Here is a 17,813-nt window from a genome sequence, read left to right as displayed (position 1 = left end):
GCAGCCTATTCTGCCCCTACACGCCGGCCTGCTGGTGCCGGTACTCCTGCGTGAGTCCGCCGTAACCGTAGGCCGCCGCGCGGGCGTCGATCAGATGCACATAGGACACCTCGTGCAGATTCTTCCGCAGCGCCGCCATCGCGCGGTAGATCTCGCGGAGGTAGCGCGCCTTCTCGGCCTTGGTGTTGGTCTCGTCGGTGATGCTGATGTCGAGATGGAAGGCCGACTGGCCGAGTTCGGCGAGCGAATGGCCTCCGATGAACCAGGCGTCGTCGGCGATGTACTGCACGGTGGTGGCGATCACCGGCAGCTTCTTGTCGAGCACGCTCTGGGTCAGCTCGGCCACGGTCTCGACGACGCGGCGGGTGAGCTGGGCGTCGGGCTGGCCGGAGAGATGGATCACGATGTGGGGCATGGTGCTTTCCTTTCGAACGATGAGGGCTTCATTCTGGGAAAAGGCGATCCATCTGAAAAGCGGGAAGATATGATGGATGTCATCGGTAGAACGAATGGATATGCCCATGCAGCAGAGCTTCGACCTGGAGCAGCTCAGGACCTTCGTCGCGGTGGTCGAGGCGGGCAGCCTCACCGCGGCCGCGCCGCAGGTCTTCCTGTCGCAGTCCGCGGTGAGCGAGCAGATGCGCAAGCTGGAGGAGCGCGCCGGCCAGTCCCTGCTCAGCCGCAGCAAGGCCGGCGTGCTGCCCACGGCGGCCGGCACGCGGCTGCTGGCCCATGCGCAGCGCCTGCTGGTGCTGGCGGACGAGGCCCTGCGCGACCTGCGCGGCGAAACCCTTCAGGGTGAACTGCGGCTCGCCGTCACCGACTACTTCCGGCCGGGAGAGCTGGCGCGCCTGCTCGCGCGCCTGGGCGAACGCTACCCCCAGGTGCGGCTGCATGTGAGCGTGCTGAAGAGCGGGGCGATTGAGGCCGGCTATGCGCAGGGCCAGTTCGACGTCGGTCTCTCGATGCGTGTGGCCGGGCAGGGCGACAAGGCCGCTGCGAAGGCGCCCGCGCTGCGCCGCGAATCGCTGGCCTGGATGGGCGCTGCCGGCCTGCGCGTCGCGCGTGGCGCGCCGCTGCGGCTGCTGGTGCTGCCCGACACGTGCTCGCTGCACCAGTTCACCATCGGGCTGCTGCGCCGACGGCGCGTGCCCTACACGGTGGCTCACGTGGCTTCGGGCGTGGCCGGGCTGCAATCAGCGCTGGCGGCCGGTTTGGGCGTGGCCTGCCTCAACGAATCCGCCCTGTGCGAGGGCGTGGCACGCCTGGCGCCGCCGCACGGCCTGCCCGCGCTGCCGCGGGTGGTCTTCCATCTGCTGCCGCCGCGGCGCGGCGAGACGGAATTCGTCACGCGGGCGCGCGAGATGCTCGCCTCGCAGTTTTCCTGAGCCGCGTTCAGGCGGCCGGCGGCTGCGGCCAGGGCCGCTGTGGTTCGCGGATCAGCTCGAAGGCGCGCGCGACCTGCAGTACGCCCAGGTCGTCGAAGCGATGTCCCGCGATCTGCAGGCCGATGGGCAGGCCGCTGGCGCTGTAGCCGCAGTTGATCGACGCGGCCGGCTGCTCCGACATGTTGAAGGGCACGGTGAAGCCAATGTGCTCCAGCGGGCGCAGCGGGTCGTTGGTGGGAGAAGGAAGCTCCGCGTCCACCGGCAGATTGGGCGAAACGGGCGAGATCACGTAGTCGAATTTCGAGCAGGCGCTCACCGCCGCCACGCGCGTCGCGTGGAATTGGCTGAAGCCGCGGAACACGTGCTCGCCGCTGAAGGCTCCCGCGCTCTCGGCCCATGCACGGATGTAGGGCAACACCTTGACGCGCTGCTCGGCCGGCAGGGCGTTGATGTCCACCAGCGACCGCATGCGCCAGAAATGGTCCATGCCATCCAGCATGGCCTGCGACATGAAGGGCCGCATCGGCTCGACCACGGCACCGGCGCGCTCGAGCAGCCGCGCTGCCTGCTCGACCGCCTTCAGGATCTCGGGCTCGACGGCCAGGCCACATCCCGCATCGAGCAGCAGGCCGATGCGCAAGCCGCGCAGGCGCTCTGCGCCGGCGTCGAAGGTGGACCAGGCGATGACCTGTTCCGGCAGGCTCATGCTGTCGCGCGCGTCGGGCTGCGCCAGCACCTGCATCATGAGCGCCGCATCGGCGACGCTGCGCGTCATCGGGCCGGCTGCGCGGCCCATGTAGGGCGGATCGATCGGAATGCGGCCCAGGCTGGGCTTGAGGGTGAAGATGCCGCACCAGCTGGCGGGCAGCCGCAGCGACCCGCCGATGTCGGTGCCGACATGCAGCGGGCCGTAGCCGGCCGCCGCCGCCGCACCGGCGCCTGCGCTGGAGCCGCCCGGTGTCCTGGTCAGGTCCCAGGGATTGCGGGCCAGCCGGTGGAAGCTGGAGAGTCCGGAAGACAGCATGCCGTAGTCGGGCATGGTGGTCTTGGAGACGACCACCGCACCCGCTTCCTTCAGCCGCGCGGCAGGCGGCGCATCGGCCGCGGCCGGGCGCAGCGCCACGGCCGCGGTGCCGGCGGGCATGGGGTCGCCCTGGGTGGCGATGTTCTCCTTGATCGTGGTCGGGACGCCGTCGATCGGGCCCCGCGGCTCACCGCGGCGCCAGCGCGCCTCCGCGGCACGCGCCTGCTCCAGCGCGGCCTCGGGGCGCAGCAGCCAGGTGGCCTGCAGCCGCGGCTCCCAGCGCGCGATGTGGTCGAGCACGGCCTGCGTGACCTCGACCGGGGACAGGCTCCCCTTGCGGTAGGCGCCGACGAGCGCCTGTGCCGACAGGTCGTGCAGCGGCGTGCTCACGACCAGGACAGCGCCGCGAGGTCGTTGACGAAGATCGGGCTTTCCTTCCACAGACCCTTGACGCCTTTCCTGGCGACGCTGGGGAACTGGGGCTGGTACAGGAATCCGTTCGCTGCGTCGGTTGCCAGCAGCTTCTGTGCATCCCCCAGGAGCTTGTTGCGCTCGGCCTCGTTCGCAGTGTTCTTGATCTTGGCGTAAAGCGCGGAGAACTCCTTGGAGTCGTAGCCCCAGTAGTAGTCCGGCTTGGCATAGTTGCCCAGGTCGAAGGGCTCGACGTGCGACACGATGCTGAGGTCGTAGTCGTGCGCACCGCCGTAGGTGTTGCTGAGCCATTGCGCCCACTCGACGTTCTGGATCTTCACGGTGATGCCGATCTTGGCCAGTTCGGCCGCGATCACTTCGCCGCCCTGGCGTGCATAGGGGGGCGGCGGCAGCGTCATCGTGAGTTCGAGCGGCGTTTTCACGCCGGCTTCGGCCAGGAGCTTCTTGGCCTTTTCGACGTCGTAGGGGTTGATGGCAGTGGTATCCACATAGCCGGGCGCGCCGGGCACGTAGTGGCTGCCGATCGGCGTGCCGAACCCGTCGGCGGCGCCTTCGATCACCGCCTTGCGGTCGATCGCGGCAAGGATGGCGCGGCGCACGCGCACGTCGTTGAGCGGCTTCTTCTTGCTGTTGATGGCGAGAATGGTCTTGGCGCGCGAGCCGCCCTGGATGACCTGGAACTGCGGGTTGTTCTTGAACTGCGCCACCGCGCGCGTACCGATCGGCTTGAACACGTCGACGTCGCCGGCCATCAGCGCCGCCGCCTGCGCGGCGGTGTCGGAAATGAAGCGGAAAGTCACGCGCCGGAGCTTGGCCTCGCCCGGATTGCGATAGCCGTCCCACTTGCTCACGACCACCGAGGCGCCCTTGGCCCAGCTGTCCAGCTTGTAGGGGCCGGTGCCGACCGGCTTCGTGGCATTGGTGTCCACGCTCTTGGGCTCGACGATGATCGCGGTTGCCTGGCCCAGCAGGAAGGGCAGGTCCGGATCGATCTCCTTGTTGATCAGCACAACGGTGTTGTCGTCCACCACCTGCGTGCTCAGGTTGGCGAAGGTGCGCTTGTCCTTGTTCGTGCTCTTCTCGGCGCCGGCGCGATCGAAGGAGAACTTGACGGCCTGCGCGTTGAATGGCTCGCCGTTCTGGAACTTCACGCCGCGGCGCAGCTTGAAGGTGTAGGTCTTGAGGTCGGGCGAGACCTCCCAGCTCTCGGCCAGGAGCGGCGTCACCTTGCCGTCGGCGTTGATCTTCGTCAGCGTCTCGTAGATGTTGTAGTGGGTGATTTCCGCGATGGCGGACGCTGCACCGGTGGTCGGGTCCAGGCCCGGCGGCTCGAGCGTCATGCCGATCACCAGGGCGTCCTTGCGCCCCTGGGCCAGCGCCGCCTGCGGCAGGGCGAGCGGCACGGTAGCGAGCGCAGCGGTGGTGAGGAGTGTGCGGCGTTTCAACATGTTCAGGACTCCGGACTGGAAACTGTTAGAGGAAAGACATACAACGTTACATCATCCGCGCGCCGGAGGGCTCGGGACAAGCACCTGCCCCTTCGGCGTGGCCGGGCGGACGCTCATGCAAGCGCCGCAGGCTCCGCCCGTGGCACCGCTGCCAGGAGGGCCTGGGTGTAGGGATGCTCGGCATGCGCGAAGAGCTGTTGCGGCGCGCCGCGCTCGACGACCAGGCCCCGGTGCAGCACGCAGACCTCGTCGCAGAGGTGGTTGACCACGGCCAGGTCATGGCTGATCAGCAGGTAGCTGATGCCGAACTTCTGCTGCAGGTCCTGCATCAGGTTCAGCACCTGGGCTTGCACCGAGACGTCGAGCGCGCTCACCGGCTCGTCGGCCACGATCAGCTTGGGCCGGGTGATCAGCGCGCGGGCGATCGCGATGCGCTGGCGCTGACCACCGGAGAACTCGTGGGGGTACTTGTAGCGATCGCTGGCGCGCAGGCCCACCGCGACCAGCGATTCGGCGGCGAGTTCGTGCTGCTCCGCGCGGCTGGTCTGGGCCAGTGCCTCCAGGGGCTCGGCGACGATTCGCGCCACGGTCTGGCGCGGGTCGAGCGAACCGTAGGGGTCCTGGAAGACCATCTGCAGGTCGCGGCGGGTGGCGCGCAACGCGTCCTTGGGCAGCGCGTGGAGATCACGGCCGAGCAGCTTCACCGTGCCGGCGGTCGGTGCGTCCAGCGCCATCACCAGGCGCGCGATCGTCGACTTGCCCGAGCCCGATTCGCCGACGATGCCCATGCTGCGGCCGGCTTCGAGGCTGAAGCTGACGCCGTTCAGCGCCTTCACCGTCGGCGCCGGGCCGAACAGGCGCTCCCGCGGGAGCTGGTAGTGGCGCACCAGGTTCTCGACTTCGAGGAGAGCGGTCATGCCGTCACCTCCTGCGCGATCGCTTCGCCCAGTCGGATGCAGCGCACCTCGTGCCCGTGCGGCATCGGCGTGGGTGGCGGGCGCGTGGCGTGGCAGTCGTCGATGGTGAGCTGGCATCGGCCGGCGAAGGGACAGCCGGCCGGCAGGTCCACCAGTTCCGGCACGCTGCCGCGGATGGTGGCCAGCTTCAGGCCTCTCGCCGCTCCGAGCGCGGGCCGGGCGGCGAAAAGACCCTGCGTGTAGGGATGGGCACGCTCCGCGAAGACGGCGGCTGTCGGCCCGCTCTCGACCACGCTGCCGCCGTACATCACCAGCATCCTGGAGACGTTCTGCGCGATCACGCCGAGGTCGTGGGAGATCAGGATCAGGGCCATCCCGCGTTCGGCCACCAGGCCTTGAATGAGCTCGAGGATCTGCTTCTGGATGGTGACGTCAAGCGCGGTGGTGGGTTCGTCGGCGATCAGCAGGTCAGGCCCGCAGGCCAGCGCCATCGCGATGCCGATGCGCTGGCGCTGGCCGCCGGAGAACTGGTGCGGGTAGGCATCCAGGCGCGAGGCGGCGTCGGGAATGCCGACCCGGTCCAGCAGGGCCAGCGCCTCCTTGCGCGCCTCGGCGCGCGACAGACCGCGGTGCAGGCGCAGCGGCTCGCCGACCTGGCGCGCGATGGTGTGGACCGGGTTCAGCGCCGTCATCGGCTCCTGGAAGATCATGCCGATGCGATTGCCTCGCAGCTCGCACATCGCGCGTTCGGGCAGGCCGACCAGCTCGGTGCCGTCGAAGCGGATGCTGCCCGTGACCTTGGCGGTGGCCGGCAGCAGCCCCATCAGCGACTGGACGGTGATGGACTTGCCGCAGCCGGATTCGCCGACGATGCCCAGTGTCTCGCCGCGCTCGAGCGTGAAGCCGATGCCGCGCACCGCCTCGGCGGGCCCGCGCTGCGTCTGCAGTTGCACATGGAGGTTGTCGACTTCGAGCAGGGGCATGAGAAGCGGGGATCAGCGGGCGCGGGCGAGGCGCGGATCGAGCAGGTCGCGCAGGCCATCGCCCAGCAGGTTGAGGCCGAGCACGGCCAGCGCGATGGCCATGCCGGGGAACACTGCCAGCAGCGGGGCCTGGAACATCATGGTCTGGGCCTCGCTCAGCATCCGGCCCCAGGAAGGCTGCGGCGGTTGCGTGCCCAGGCCGAGATAGGAGAGCGCGGCCTCGGCCAGGATGGCGATCGCGAAGCGGATGGTGGACTGCACGATCAGCACCGCCGAGATGTTGGGCAGCACATGCTGCACGGTGATCGCGAAGGCGCCTTTGCCGCAGGCGCGCGCCGCGGCCACGTACTCGCGCGACCAGATCGCGTTGGCCGAGGCGCGAGTGATGCGCGCGAAGGTGGGAATGTTGTAGATGCCGATCGCGATGATCGCGTTGACGATGCCGGCGCCGAAGACGGCGGTCATCATGATGGCCGAGAGGATGGCGGGAAAGGCCATCGAGAAGTCGGCGAAGCGCATGATCGCCTCCTCGACCCAGCCACGCTTCGCGGCGGCGAGCAGGCCCAGCGCCGTCCCGACGACGAGGCCGATGCCGACCGCGATCAGCCCCACCAGGATGGACGCGCGCGCGCCCACCAGCAGCAGCGAGGCCACGTCGCGCCCGAAGGTGTCGGTGCCCAGCCAGTGCGCGGCCGTCGGCGGCTGGAGCTTGTTGGCGATGTTCATCTCGTAGGGGGACCAGGGGGTCCACACCAGGGAGACGGCGGCCGCCAGGATCAGCAACAGCGTCAGGGCGCCGCCGATGGTGAAGCTGCGGTGATGCAGAGCGCGGCCCCAGAAGCCTGGGACCTTGAACGCGGCGGCGCTGGGGACTTGTGCGGGGACGGCGCTCATAGCGGTCGCCGCCGGGCCGCCCCACGGCGAGCCGCGCCGCCCCCTCGGGGGGTGGAGTTACACACAGCGCGGCGGAGTGAAAAGCCGGGGGGTCTCATATGTCGGAGGCTTTGATGCGCGGATCGATGACGGCATAGAGCACATCGACCACGAAATTGACGATCACCACCATCGCAGCCAGCAGCATCACGCAGTTGCGCACCACGATGAGGTCGCGGTTGCTGATGGCCTGGAAGATCAGCCGGCCCAGGCCGGGCAGGTAGAACACGTTCTCCACCACGATGGTGCCGGCCAGCAGCTCGGAGAACTGCATGCCCATGACGGTGACCACCGGGATCAGGGCATTGCGCAGCACGTGGGTCCACAGGACGGCGCGCTGGGTGACGCCCTTGGCGCGCGCGGTGCGCACGAAGTCCTCGCGCATCACCTCCAGCACGGCGGAGCGCGTGATGCGCGCCAGAATGGCGGCCTGCACCACCGCCAGCGAGAGCGCGGGCAGGAGCAAGGCCTTGAGTCCGGGGAGGATGCCTTCCTGCCACCCCTCGAAGCCGCCGGCCGAGAACCATTGCAACTGGACGGAGAAGACCAGGATCAGGAGGATGGCGAACCAGAAGTTGGGAATCGCGATGCCGATCTGGGTCAAACCCATCAGGCCGACGTCGCCGAGCTTGTTGTGGCGTGCCGCGGCGGTCACGCCCACCAGGAGGGCAAGCGCGGTGGTGAGGGCCATGGCGAGCAGGGCCAGCGGCACGGTCAGCGCCAGGCGCTCCAGGATCAGCTCGACAACCGGCGTGCTGTAGGCATAGCTGTCGCCGAGGTTGCCGGTGAGCAGGCCACCGATCCAATGCCAGTAGCGCGTCCAGGCGGGCTGGTCCAGCCCGAGCTTGGTGGCCAGGGCCGCGACCGCCTCGGGCGAGGCGTCCGGGCCCATGAGCATCTGCGCGGCGTTGCCGGGCAGGATCTCCAGCACGAGGAACACGATGACGGAGGCGCCGACCAGCGTGGCGATCAGCGTCACGAAGCGCTTGAATAGAAAGAGACTCATGGGGCGGGCCGCAGCATAACCCGACAGACGCAATGAGCATGCCGAGAGCTGTTGACCCCCACGTTCGGCGCTTCGCGTCCTCACCGCCCCCAGAGGGGGCTTTGGCCGCCTCGGGGCGGCCCGGCGGCGGCCGACGGATAATGCGAGCCCATGGCCCTCATGATCACCGACGAATGCATCAACTGCGATGTCTGCGAGCCGGAGTGCCCGAACGACGCGATCTACATGGGCGAGGAGATCTACGAGATCGACCCGCACAAGTGCACCGAGTGCGTGGGCCACTTCGACGAGCCGCAGTGCGTGCAGATCTGCCCGGTGGCCTGCATTCCCACGAACCCTGCCCACGTCGAGTCGCGGGAGACGCTGTGGCAGAAGTTCGAGCGGCTCGCCGAGGCCAAGGCTGCGGCTGAAGGCGAACCGCCGGCGGCGGCTGCACAGGCCTAGCCCTTGTCGCCGCCGCGGCGCGCGGCCGCCTTCTCCGCCTTTTTCTTCGCCGTGGCCACCGGGTCATGTGCGCTGAAGTAGTCGGGCTCCTTTTTGCCCTTTTTCTTTTTGCCCGTGCCGTCGGTGACGCTCTGCGGTTTGGGCGCCGCTGGCCGGCTGTCGATCAACGTGGGGCGGTTGGCTTGTGCCTTCTCCAGCCGCAGGCGCTCGCGCTCCATGCGATCGCCGGCCGCCTGGGCTTCGCGTGTCGTGCGGTCGGCGTCGCGCTTCAGCGTCGCTTCGCGCGCATCGTCGAGGGCGAGGGCCTTTCCGCCTTCGCATGGCCGGTCGGAGTAGGTGCTGCCGCAGCGCCAGGTCGTGGCGCTGCCGGCGATCGCGGGTGCCCACAACAGGCAGGCCGCGATCGCCGGGGCGGCGAGGGTGGTCCAGTTCTTCATTCTTCTTTCTCCCTTCTTCGTGATTCCGCTCAGGCCGGAGCGGGCGGTCCGCCTTCGCCCGGCTCGCGCCGCGGCGGCTTGGGACGCGGCGGCTTGCTCGTGTGGATGAGCAGCGTGGCCTTGTCCATCTCGCCGGCGACCAGGGCCGGGAAGGCGTGCAGCGTGCGGGCGATCGCGTCCTCGATCGCCTCGCGCTGTTCTTTCAGCGGCTTCTTCAGCACCCAGCTCACCACCTCGGACTTGACGCCGGGATGGCCGATGCCCAGGCGCAGCCGCCAGTAGTCCGCCGTGCCGAGCTGCGCGTGGATGTCGCGCAGGCCGTTGTGGCCGGCATGGCTGCCGCCGCGCTTGAGCTTGGCCTGGCCGGGTACGACGTCTAGCTCGTCGTGCACCACCAGGATCTCGTGCGGCTCGATCTTGAAGAAGCGGGCCAGCGCGGCCACCGACTTGCCCGAGAGGTTCATGTAGGTCTGCGGCTCCAGCAGCCAGACCGGCTGCCCGCCGATCTGCATGCGGGCCACCAGGCCGTGGTAGCTGCGCTCCGGCTGCAGCGTGAGCTTGCGCTCGCGCGCGAGGGCGTCGATCCACCAGAAGCCGGCGTTGTGCCGCGTGGCTTCGTACTCCGGGCCCGGATTGCCGAGGCCGACGAACAACTTGATCATGGGGCGGGATTATCGGCGGCGCGACGCGCCAAGAAAAACGGCCCGCGAAGGCGGGCCGTTTCCGGGAAGCGCGAGAAGCGATTACTTCTTCTTGGCGGGCGCGGCCTTGGCGTCCGTCTTGGCAGCCGCCGGAGCGGCTTCACCGGCACCTTCGGCAGGCGCGGCTTCTTCCGCGACCAGCGGCGGCACGGCCGACACCACCACCGGGTTGCCCTTGCCGTGGCTGATGTACTTCAGGCCCTTGGGCAGCTTGATGTCGCTGACGTGCAGGGTGGCGTTGTTGGTCAGGCCGGTCAGGTCGACCTCGATGAACTCGGGCAGGTCGCCCGGCAGGCAGCTGACCTCGATGTCGGTCATCACGTGGTTCACTAGGTTGTGGTCCAGCTTGACGGCCGAGGACTCTTCCTCGCCCTTGAAGTGCAGCGGCACCTTCACGGTCATGCGGGTGCGGGCATCGACGCGCTGGAAGTCCACGTGCTGCACGAGCGGACGGAAGGGGTGGTACTGCACGTCGCGCAGGAGCACCTTGCTGACGTTGCCGCCCAGTTCCATCTCGAGGATGGACGAGTGAAAGGCTTCCTTCTTCAGCGCATGCCACAGCGCGTTGTGATCGAGCTCGATCAGTTGGGGCTGGCCTTCACCCCCGTAGACGATGCCGGGCGTCTTGCCCGAGATGCGGAGACGGCGGCTCGCACCCGTGCCCTGCTTGGCGCGCTCGAAAGCGACGAATTTCATAACTGCTCCTGTGGAAGTCGACCGCGACCAGTGCGACTCCGGTTTCGAAAAAGGGCACCGCGAAGGGCGCCCGGCTTTTTGCTCAGAACAGGTTTTCCTGATCCGAGAACAAACTCATGACCGACTCGCCCTTGGCGATGCGCTGGATCGTCTCCGCGATCAGCGGCGCCACCGAAAGTTGGCGAATCTTGGTGCAGCCCGTCGCGCCGTCGTTGAGGGGGATCGTGTTGGTCACGACCACCTCGTCGAGTGCGCTGCCCTTGGCGATGCGCTCGATGGCGGGGCCCGAGAAGATGGGGTGCGTGCAGTAGGCGTAGACCTTCTTGGCACCGCGTTCCTTCAGCACCTCGGCCGCCTTCACCAGCGTGCCGGCGGTGTCGATCATGTCGTCCATGATCACGCAGTTGCGGCCGTCGATCTCGCCGATCACGTGCATGACCTCGCTCACGTTGGCGCGCGGACGGCGCTTGTCGATGATGGCGAGGTCGCAGTTGAGTTGCTTGGCCAGCGCGCGGGCCCGAACCACGCCGCCCACGTCGGGCGACACGACGATCAGATCCTCGTAATTCTTCTGGCGCAGGTCGCCCAGCAGCACCGGCGAGGCATAGATGTTGTCGACCGGGATGTCGAAGAAGCCCTGGATCTGGTCGGCGTGCAGGTCCATGGTCAGCACGCGCGCGACGCCCACGGTCTCGAGCAGGTTGGCCACCACCTTGGCGGAGATCGGCACCCGGCTCGAACGCGGGCGGCGGTCCTGCCGGGCATAGCCGAAATAGGGGATCACGGCACTGATGCGCTCGGCCGAGGCGCGCTTGAGCGCATCGACCATGATGAGCAGCTCCATCAGATTTTCGTTGGTCGGCGCGCAGGTCGACTGAACCACGAACACGTCGCGTGCACGGACGTTCTGATTGATCTCGACGGTGACCTCGCCATCGGAGAAGCGGCCGACGCGGGCGGCACCCAGCGAAGTGCCCAGGTTCTGCGCGATCTCGGCGGCAAGGCCCGGGTTGGCATTGCCGGTGAAAACCATGAAATCAGGATGGTGAGCCTGCATGAGCGTCCCGGCAAAAAAGCAAATGGCCCGTCAGGGGCCGCCACTAACTCTTGTGAACGATGAAGATTTGGCAGGGGAGAAAGGATTCGAACCTTTGCATGCTGGAATCAAAATCCAGTGCCTTAACCAGCTTGGCGACTCCCCTACACAGGTTGGTGGCCAGAAGCCACCCACCGATATATGTCGCATCAAACCACAAAAGTGGCCTGACTTTCTAGACCGCCCAACCCACAAGGGGATGAGAGCCCAGATTGCTGCACTTGCGAACCTGCCAGCCCGAAGGCGCCGGGTTCAGTTCCGTGTCCGACGGCATGGCCGCGAAAACCGAACTTCCCGAGCCGGTCATTCGAGCGTCGAGTCCTTGATCGCCGAGCCATCGGATGGCTTCGGTGACCGCGGGACAAAGCCTCTCGGCAACCGGCTGCAGATCGTTGTGACCGAAGTGAAGACTTTGGGTCTCGCCTTCGTTGCAGTCAACGTGTGCAGCAAAGCCAGAGAGTATAGCAGCTGGCGTAGAACGTTGAAGATCGGGTGCGGAAAAAATGAGGCGCGTGTCGAGGCCTTCTGCAGGCTTGACGACCGCGAAGCGGCCGGGAGGCAATTCGATCGGACTGATCTGTTCGCCGACACCTTCGACCCAGGCATTGCGGCCGCGCAGGAAGAAAGGGACGTCGGCGCCCAGGGCCAGGCCGATCTGCTCCAGTTTCGATAGCGGCAGTTTCAGATCCCACAAGCGATTGAGTGCCAGCAGGCAGGTAGCGGCGTCCGATGAGCCCCCGCCCATGCCAGCCTGGGAGGGCACCCGCTTGACGATGCCGATGTTTGCGCCCAGCGATGTTCCTGTCGCAGCCTGGAGTGCGCGGGCGGCGCGCAGCACCAGATCCTCGGGCGGCAGCGGGGTCGCGAGGTCCTCACGGCTCAGCAGGCCGTCGCTGCGCGCCTCGACATGCAGCGTGTCGCACCAGTCGATCAGCATGAACACCGACTGCAGCAGGTGATAGCCGTCCGCGCGCCGGCCCGTAATATGCAGGAACAGGTTGAGCTTGGCCGGTGCCGGAAGGTCGTAGAGGGCCTTCATGCGCGCTCGAACACGATGCGCAGCTCCGCCCGCGGCCGCGGCGACTCGCGCGTGGCCTGCAATCGGCCGGCGCCGACCTGGGACAGGTCCGGCCGCCAGCCGGGGACGCCCACGTCGCGGCCCGCCAGCCAGTCGAACAGGGCGCCAACGGGGATAGCGGCGCCGGTGGCCGCTTCGATCAGCGCGTCGACCGAATCGAAGTGCCGCGTCTCGCTGCCGTTCTTCAGCAGGGCTTCGCCGGGCGCCCAGTGCAACTGGGCCAGGGTGTTGCCGATCGGGCTGGTCAGGATGAGCTCGCCTGTCTCCGGGCTGCCGCGCAGCTCGAACAGAGCCGAGAACGTCTGCGCCGGCTCGCCGTCGACGCGCAGCGCGAGCCGCCCACTCCAGGACCGTCCCGATGCCTCATCGCGCGGCCGGCCGCCGGGGCTCGCACAGCCGGTCAAGAACAGCAGCCCGGCCCAGCCGGCGCCGAGGCAGAGGCGGCGCTTCAAAGCTTCACGCGCAGGCGCTTGAGCGTCTCCTGCAGCGTCTCGTTGTCCGCGTCGGTCAGGTAGGCTTCCTTCCAGATCGACAGCGCACGATCCCGCTGACCCTTGACCCATAGCACCTCACCCAGGTGTGCACCGATCTCGGGATCGGGCCGGCGCTTGTAGGCGGCTTCCAGGATGCGCATGGCCTCGTCGGTGTTGCCCAGTCTGAACTCGACCCAGCCGAGGCTGTCGGCGATGAACGGGTCCTCTGGCGCGAGCTGCACGGCCTTCCTGATCAGCGTGCGCGCTTCCTCGAGGCGGATCTTGCGATCGGCCAGCGAGTAGCCCAGGGCGTTGTAGGCATTCTGGTTGTCGGGCTTGAGCTCGATCAGGCGGCGCAGCAGGCGCTCCATTTCGTCGAGGCGGTTCAGCTTCTCGGCGACCATCGCCTTGTCGTAGATCAGGTCCGTGTCCTCGGGCTTGGTCGTGCTGGCTTGCGCCAGCATGTCGTAGGCGGCCTGGTATTGCTTGGCGTCGCGCAGCAGTTGGACCTCGGCCAAGAACTTCTGCTTCTTGTCCTCGTCGTTGCGCTCGGGCAGTGCCCGCACCAGCTCGCGGGCCTGCGGGAGCTTGCCCTGGCGGGCCAGCAAGGCCGCGCGCCGCGTCTGCGCCGCGACCAGGTCCTCGGTACTGTCGATGCGTGAAAGCCAGTGCTCGGCACCGACGAAGTCCTTGCGCCGCTCCGCCAGCTGTGCCAGCAGAATGAAGGCCTGCGTCTGGCCGCGGCTGCGTGCCTCGGGGTTGTCGCGCTGGGTGTCGGCCATCGCGATATAGCGCTTGAGCGAGCTTTCGGCGGCGGCGTCCTGGCGTGCCTGGGTCTGCAGGCTGCCCAGCAGCAGCCAGGGCTCGGGCAATTCGGGGCGGGACTGGGTCAGCGCTGCGAGCTCCGCGCTCGCATCGGTGTAACGGCGTCCTTCCACGAGCACGCGCGCATAGGCGATGCGCAGCTCAGGAAGGACCTTGGGGCCGGCGAGATACCGCTTGACCAGCGCCTCGGCCTCGGGCTGGCCAGGATCTACCAGTTCCAGGGCCAGCAGGGCCGGAGCGTCGGCGGAGGGGTCGATCTCATGGCCCTTGCGCGCCGCTTCGAGCGCGCCGCCGGCATCTCCTGCCGCCAGCCGCAGGCGGCCGATGGCGCTCCAGGCCGCACCGCCGGTGGCAGGGCTCTTGAGCTCCTCGGCGAGCGCCTGCTCGACCACCGAAACCGCAAGCTTCTTGTCGGTGGCCCGGGCATAGTTGCGGGCGATGATGGCCATCAGGAAGGGGCGTTCCACCTGCGGCGTTGCGGCCAGTTCGGCCTTGAGGGGCTCGACGGTTTCGCTGATGCGGTTCAGCGCGATCAGGATCTGGAGCTCGAAGCGGCGCGCATCGCGCGAAGCCGGCAGCGCATCCTTCCAGGCACGCGCCGCCGCCAGCGCGGCGTCGCCGGAACGCGCCTGCAGCGCGATTTCGACAGCGCGCTGGAAGAGCCTGGCATCGCGCGAGCGCCGTGCGGCATCGAGTACCAACGCGTAGCCGGAACCGGGATCGCCGGAGCGCGCCGTCAGCTCGCCCATCAGCACTTCGTAGAAGAGCTCTGCCGTCATCGCCGAAGGCCGGACTGCTTCGTCGCGTGGGGTGGCCGCAGCCAGCGTTGTCACAGGCGGGGCTGCCGGTTCGATGACGGGGGCAGGGCTGGTCGGTTCGGCAGGCGCGGGCAGGGTGGGCTGCGCCTGCACGGCCAGGGTGATCAAGGCCAGAAGCACGGCCGCCGCGAGGCGGGATCGGCGGGGCGAGGGGGTCATCGACCCATAATAATCCAAGGTTTTCGAGCCATGGCCGTGCGGGGGTTCGATCCTGTCTTGTTTTCGTGTCAGCCTTCCTCCATGCCTGAACTACCCGAAGTTGAAGTGACGCGGCTGGGTTTTGCCGGACGGATCGCAGGCGCGCGCATCGAAGCGGTGCGCCTCGGCAAGCCGCTGCGCTGGGCGCTGGCGGTGGAGCCCGCCGCGCTGGTGGGGCGCACGGTGCGCGCTGTGCGAAGGCGCGGCAAATACCTCCTGGTCGACATGGACTCTGGCTTGCTGCTGATGCACCTGGGCATGTCCGGCAGCCTGCGCTTCGACCTCCAGTTGCCTGCGCCCGGGACGCATGACCATTTCGACCTGGTGACCAGTCGAGGCACGCTGCGGCTCAACGACCCGCGCCGTTTCGGTGCGGTGGTTTACGCGCAGGACGAGGACGCGCCACTGGCCGCCAAGTTGCTGGGCGGCCTGGGCATGGAGCCTCTCGAGGCCTCCTTTGATGTCGAGCGCTTTCATGAGGGACTTCGGCGCCGCAAGGCCCCGATCAAGCAGGTGTTGCTTGCGGGCGACCTGGTGGTGGGCGTCGGCAACATCTATGCCTCCGAGGCACTGTTCATCGCGGGCATCCGTCCGAGCCTGCCGGCCTCGCGGATCAGCCGTCCGCGCGCGGCGCGCCTGCATGCCGCGGTACGGGAGATCCTGGCACGGGCCGTCGCGCGGGGCGGCAGCACCTTGCGTGACTTTTCGAACGTGGACGGCCAGGGCGGCTATTTCCAGCTGGAAGCAAGCGTCTACGGCCGTGCCGGCCAACCCTGCAGGGTGTGCGCTACCGCGGTGAGGCAGATCAGGCAGGGTCAGCGCTCCACATATTTCTGCCCGAACTGTCAAAAGTACTGAAAGCCCGGCAGACTACTGCCTCGTCAGCGCCGCGCGGGTGCTAATATTTTGTAAGCAACCCTTACACGCCCTTGACTCGCTCTTTCAATCAGCAGTTCGACCAGCATGGCGCCTGGCGACGGAACTTCGCGCACCGCCTCAAGTGGCTGTCGCGTTGGCTGGACGAGAACGAGCTCATGGACCAGAGCGTCGCGGAGCGGCTGCGCGAGCTGGAGTCGCAGATGCGCACCAGCAAGGTCATGGTGGCCTTCGTGGCCGAGTTCTCGCGCGGCAAGTCCGAGCTGATCAATGCGATCTTCTTCGCCGCCTACGGCCGCCGCATCATGCCGGCCAGCGCGGGCCGCACGACCATGTGCCCGACCGAGCTGGGCTACGACGCTGCCTTCCTGCCCTGCCTGCGCCTGTTGCCGATCGAGACCCGGCTGGAGCCGCATTCGCTTGCGCACTGGCGTGACCAGGCCGAGCGCTGGACCGAGATCCCGATCGACGTCGAAGACGCCGAGCAGCTTTCGCAGACGATGAACAAGGTGGCCGAGGTCCGGCGCGTTTCCCTGGAGGAAGCGCGCTCGCTCGGCTTCTGGAGCGACGAGGCGCCCGAGGACAACCCGGTGCCCGACGCCGAAGGCCAGGTCGAGATCCCGCGCTGGCGCCATGCGCTGCTGAACATGCCGCATCCGTTGCTTGAGCAGGGATTGGTGATTCTCGACACCCCTGGCCTCAATGCGATCGGCGCCGAGCCCGAACTGACGGTGAGCCTGATTCCGCAGGCCCACGCCGTGGTGTTCATCCTGGGCGCAGACACCGGAGTGACGCGTTCGGACCTGGCCATCTGGCGCGAGCACCTGATCACCGAGGGCGACCCGGGCGAGACGCGCATCGTGGTGCTCAACAAGATCGACACCATGTGGGACACGCTGAGCACCCCCGCCCAGATCGATGCCCAGATCCAGCGCCAGCGCAAGGGCGCCGCCGAGCTGCTGGGCGTGCCACTGACGCAGGTGCTGCCTGTGTCCGCGCAAAAGGGGCTGCAGGCCAAGATCCGACGCGACGTGCCGTTGTTGCAGGCGAGCCGGCTGCCGGCGCTCGAGGCGGTGCTGGGCGAAGGGCTGCTGGGCCGGCGCGAGCGGATGCTGCGGCTGGCCGTGGATGCCGGCATTGCAGCGCTGCAGTCGGAGGCGGCGCGCATTCTCAAGGTGCGCCAGCGCGATCTGTCGGAGCAGGCGCTCGAGCTGCAGGGCCTGCGCGGCAAGAACGTCTCGGTCATCCGCCACATGCGCACGCGCATAGAGCAGGAGCAGAGCGAATTCGAGGGCAGCAACACGCGCATCCTGGCGCTGCGTTCGGTCCAGGGCAAGCTGCTGCGCGAGGTCTATGCGGTCCTGGGCAGTACCGCACTGAAGGCCGACATGGCGCGTCTGTCGGCGTCGCTCAAGCGGCCCGGCATCAAGTTCAACGTGCGCAAGGTGTACGGTGCGACCTTCGATGCGCTGCGTAACAACCTGCGCGAAGTGCAGGCGACCACGGCCGAAATCCAGTCGATGCTACATGCCACTTTCCGCCAGCTCAATGCCGAACACGGTTTCGCGCTGCAAGCGCCCGCCGAGCCGGATCTGGCGGGCTTCCAGGAACAATTGAGCCAAATCGAGCGCAGCCATATCCACTACCTCGGTATCGGCAACTTGCTGAAGCTGGCCCAACCGGATTTCTGCGACAAGCTGGTGCGTGCGCTCGCCAGCCGGCTGCGCGTGGTCAACGAGGCGGCGATGACCGAGGTGGAGCGCTGGAGCAAGGGCGCGGGCGCCCAGCTCGATGCGCAACTGAAGGAGCGCCGCCGCAACTTCACCAAGCGCATCGAGGCGGTCGAGCGCATCCAGAGCGCCGCGGGCAACCTCGACGAGCGTCTCGCGGAACTCGCCGCCCAGGAGAGCGGGCTGGCCGAACTGCATGTGCGCTTGCGCGAGTTCACCGCGCTGCTCACCAGCAACGAGGCGCCCAACGCAGCCTCGGCGCGCAGCGAACTCAGTGCTGCCTGACGAGCCTGGACCGGCGGCGCAACGA

The 17,813-nt window shown here is 67.9% G+C and carries 18 protein-coding genes and 1 tRNA gene; 4 read left to right on the top strand and 15 right to left on the bottom strand.

The features are described from left to right. Window positions 1–16 precede the first annotated feature (16 nt). Entirely contained in the window at window positions 17–415 is a 399-nt protein-coding gene (locus tag A8M77_RS14975) for a tautomerase family protein (protein WP_086922297.1), read from the bottom strand. A gap of 106 nt (window positions 416–521) precedes the next feature. Between A8M77_RS14975 and A8M77_RS14970 the strand changes: the two genes are divergently transcribed. After that, window positions 522–1,388 (top strand): LysR family transcriptional regulator, encoded by an 867-nt coding sequence (locus A8M77_RS14970; RefSeq protein WP_086922296.1) that lies wholly within the window; start codon window positions 522–524, stop codon window positions 1,386–1,388. Between the two features lie 7 nt (window positions 1,389–1,395). Here the strand turns inward: A8M77_RS14970 and A8M77_RS14965 are convergent, their stop codons facing one another. The 6 genes from A8M77_RS14965 to A8M77_RS14940 form a co-directional block, all read right to left on the bottom strand. Then, window positions 1,396–2,802 (bottom strand): amidase, encoded by a 1,407-nt coding sequence (locus A8M77_RS14965; protein WP_443271308.1) that lies wholly within the window; start codon window positions 2,800–2,802, stop codon window positions 1,396–1,398. Further along, window positions 2,799–4,292: an ABC transporter substrate-binding protein gene (locus A8M77_RS14960; protein WP_086922295.1), complete on the bottom strand. Its 1,494-nt coding sequence runs from the start codon at window positions 4,290–4,292 to the stop codon at window positions 2,799–2,801. Before A8M77_RS14960 ends, A8M77_RS14965 begins: the two co-directional genes overlap by 4 nt. Before the next feature lie 113 nt (window positions 4,293–4,405). Continuing rightward, entirely contained in the window at window positions 4,406–5,209 is an 804-nt protein-coding gene (locus A8M77_RS14955; protein ID WP_086922294.1) for an ATP-binding cassette domain-containing protein, read from the bottom strand. After that, window positions 5,206–6,192 carry an ABC transporter ATP-binding protein gene (locus tag A8M77_RS14950; RefSeq protein WP_086922293.1) on the bottom strand — a complete coding sequence of 329 codons (987 nt, stop codon included), beginning with the start codon at window positions 6,190–6,192 and terminating at the stop codon, window positions 5,206–5,208. Before A8M77_RS14950 ends, A8M77_RS14955 begins: the two co-directional genes overlap by 4 nt. A 12-nt stretch (window positions 6,193–6,204) precedes the next feature. Further along, window positions 6,205–7,086, bottom strand: a complete 882-nt coding sequence (locus tag A8M77_RS14945) for an ABC transporter permease (RefSeq protein ID WP_086922292.1) — start codon at window positions 7,084–7,086, stop codon at window positions 6,205–6,207. Window positions 7,087–7,180: 94 nt separating this feature from the next. After that, window positions 7,181–8,131 (bottom strand): ABC transporter permease, encoded by a 951-nt coding sequence (locus A8M77_RS14940; RefSeq protein ID WP_086922291.1) that lies wholly within the window; start codon window positions 8,129–8,131, stop codon window positions 7,181–7,183. A gap of 150 nt (window positions 8,132–8,281) precedes the next feature. Here A8M77_RS14940 and A8M77_RS14935 point away from each other — a divergent pair, with 150 nt between their 5' ends. Continuing rightward, entirely contained in the window at window positions 8,282–8,575 is a 294-nt protein-coding gene (locus A8M77_RS14935) for a YfhL family 4Fe-4S dicluster ferredoxin (RefSeq protein WP_086922290.1), read from the top strand. Here the strand turns inward: A8M77_RS14935 and A8M77_RS14930 are convergent. The 8 genes from A8M77_RS14930 to A8M77_RS14895 all read right to left on the bottom strand — a co-directional run bounded on the left by A8M77_RS14930 (window position 8,572) and on the right by A8M77_RS14895 (window position 14,858). Then, complete coding sequence (locus A8M77_RS14930) at window positions 8,572–9,012, bottom strand: hypothetical protein (protein ID WP_086922289.1); 441 nt, start codon at window positions 9,010–9,012, stop codon at window positions 8,572–8,574. The two genes, A8M77_RS14935 and A8M77_RS14930, sit on opposite strands and share 4 nt — an antisense overlap. Before the next feature lie 29 nt (window positions 9,013–9,041). Continuing rightward, a complete protein-coding gene (pth, locus tag A8M77_RS14925) occupies window positions 9,042–9,674 on the bottom strand; it encodes an aminoacyl-tRNA hydrolase (RefSeq protein ID WP_086922288.1) in 633 nt (210 codons plus the stop codon). A gap of 81 nt (window positions 9,675–9,755) precedes the next feature. Beyond that, window positions 9,756–10,409: a 50S ribosomal protein L25/general stress protein Ctc gene (locus A8M77_RS14920; protein ID WP_086922287.1), complete on the bottom strand. Its 654-nt coding sequence runs from the start codon at window positions 10,407–10,409 to the stop codon at window positions 9,756–9,758. Between the two features lie 82 nt (window positions 10,410–10,491). Continuing rightward, window positions 10,492–11,466 (bottom strand): ribose-phosphate pyrophosphokinase, encoded by a 975-nt coding sequence (locus tag A8M77_RS14915; RefSeq protein WP_086922286.1) that lies wholly within the window; start codon window positions 11,464–11,466, stop codon window positions 10,492–10,494. A gap of 68 nt (window positions 11,467–11,534) precedes the next feature. Further along, window positions 11,535–11,611: transfer RNA gene (locus A8M77_RS14910), tRNA-Gln, on the bottom strand. A 69-nt stretch (window positions 11,612–11,680) separates the two neighbouring features. Continuing rightward, the gene (gene ispE, locus A8M77_RS14905) at window positions 11,681–12,544 is read right to left on the bottom strand and encodes a 4-(cytidine 5'-diphospho)-2-C-methyl-D-erythritol kinase (RefSeq protein WP_086922285.1); all 864 of its coding nucleotides are present in this window, start codon (window positions 12,542–12,544) and stop codon (window positions 11,681–11,683) included. Beyond that, window positions 12,541–13,035 (bottom strand): lipoprotein insertase outer membrane protein LolB, encoded by a 495-nt coding sequence (locus A8M77_RS14900; RefSeq protein ID WP_086922284.1) that lies wholly within the window; start codon window positions 13,033–13,035, stop codon window positions 12,541–12,543. Before A8M77_RS14900 ends, ispE begins: the two co-directional genes overlap by 4 nt. Further along, complete coding sequence (locus A8M77_RS14895; RefSeq protein ID WP_086922283.1) at window positions 13,032–14,858, bottom strand: tetratricopeptide repeat protein; 1,827 nt, start codon at window positions 14,856–14,858, stop codon at window positions 13,032–13,034. Before A8M77_RS14895 ends, A8M77_RS14900 begins: the two co-directional genes overlap by 4 nt. Window positions 14,859–14,939: 81 nt before the next feature. On the opposite strand from A8M77_RS14895, the gene mutM reads away from it, so the two are divergent. Together mutM and A8M77_RS14885 are read left to right on the top strand one after the other, a co-directional pair. Then, window positions 14,940–15,755 carry a bifunctional DNA-formamidopyrimidine glycosylase/DNA-(apurinic or apyrimidinic site) lyase gene (gene mutM, locus A8M77_RS14890; RefSeq protein WP_086922282.1) on the top strand — a complete coding sequence of 272 codons (816 nt, stop codon included), beginning with the start codon at window positions 14,940–14,942 and terminating at the stop codon, window positions 15,753–15,755. Between the two features lie 71 nt (window positions 15,756–15,826). Further along, on the top strand, window positions 15,827–17,788 hold the full coding sequence (locus tag A8M77_RS14885; protein ID WP_086922281.1) for a dynamin family protein: 1,962 nt from the start codon (window positions 15,827–15,829) through the stop codon (window positions 17,786–17,788). Window positions 17,789–17,813: the final 25 nt, after the last annotated feature.

The sequence above is a fragment of the Variovorax sp. JS1663 genome, from assembly GCF_002157355.1.
GTDB lineage: Bacteria > Pseudomonadota > Gammaproteobacteria > Burkholderiales > Burkholderiaceae_C > Variovorax.
This window is presented reverse-complemented; position numbering and strand designations above follow the sequence as displayed.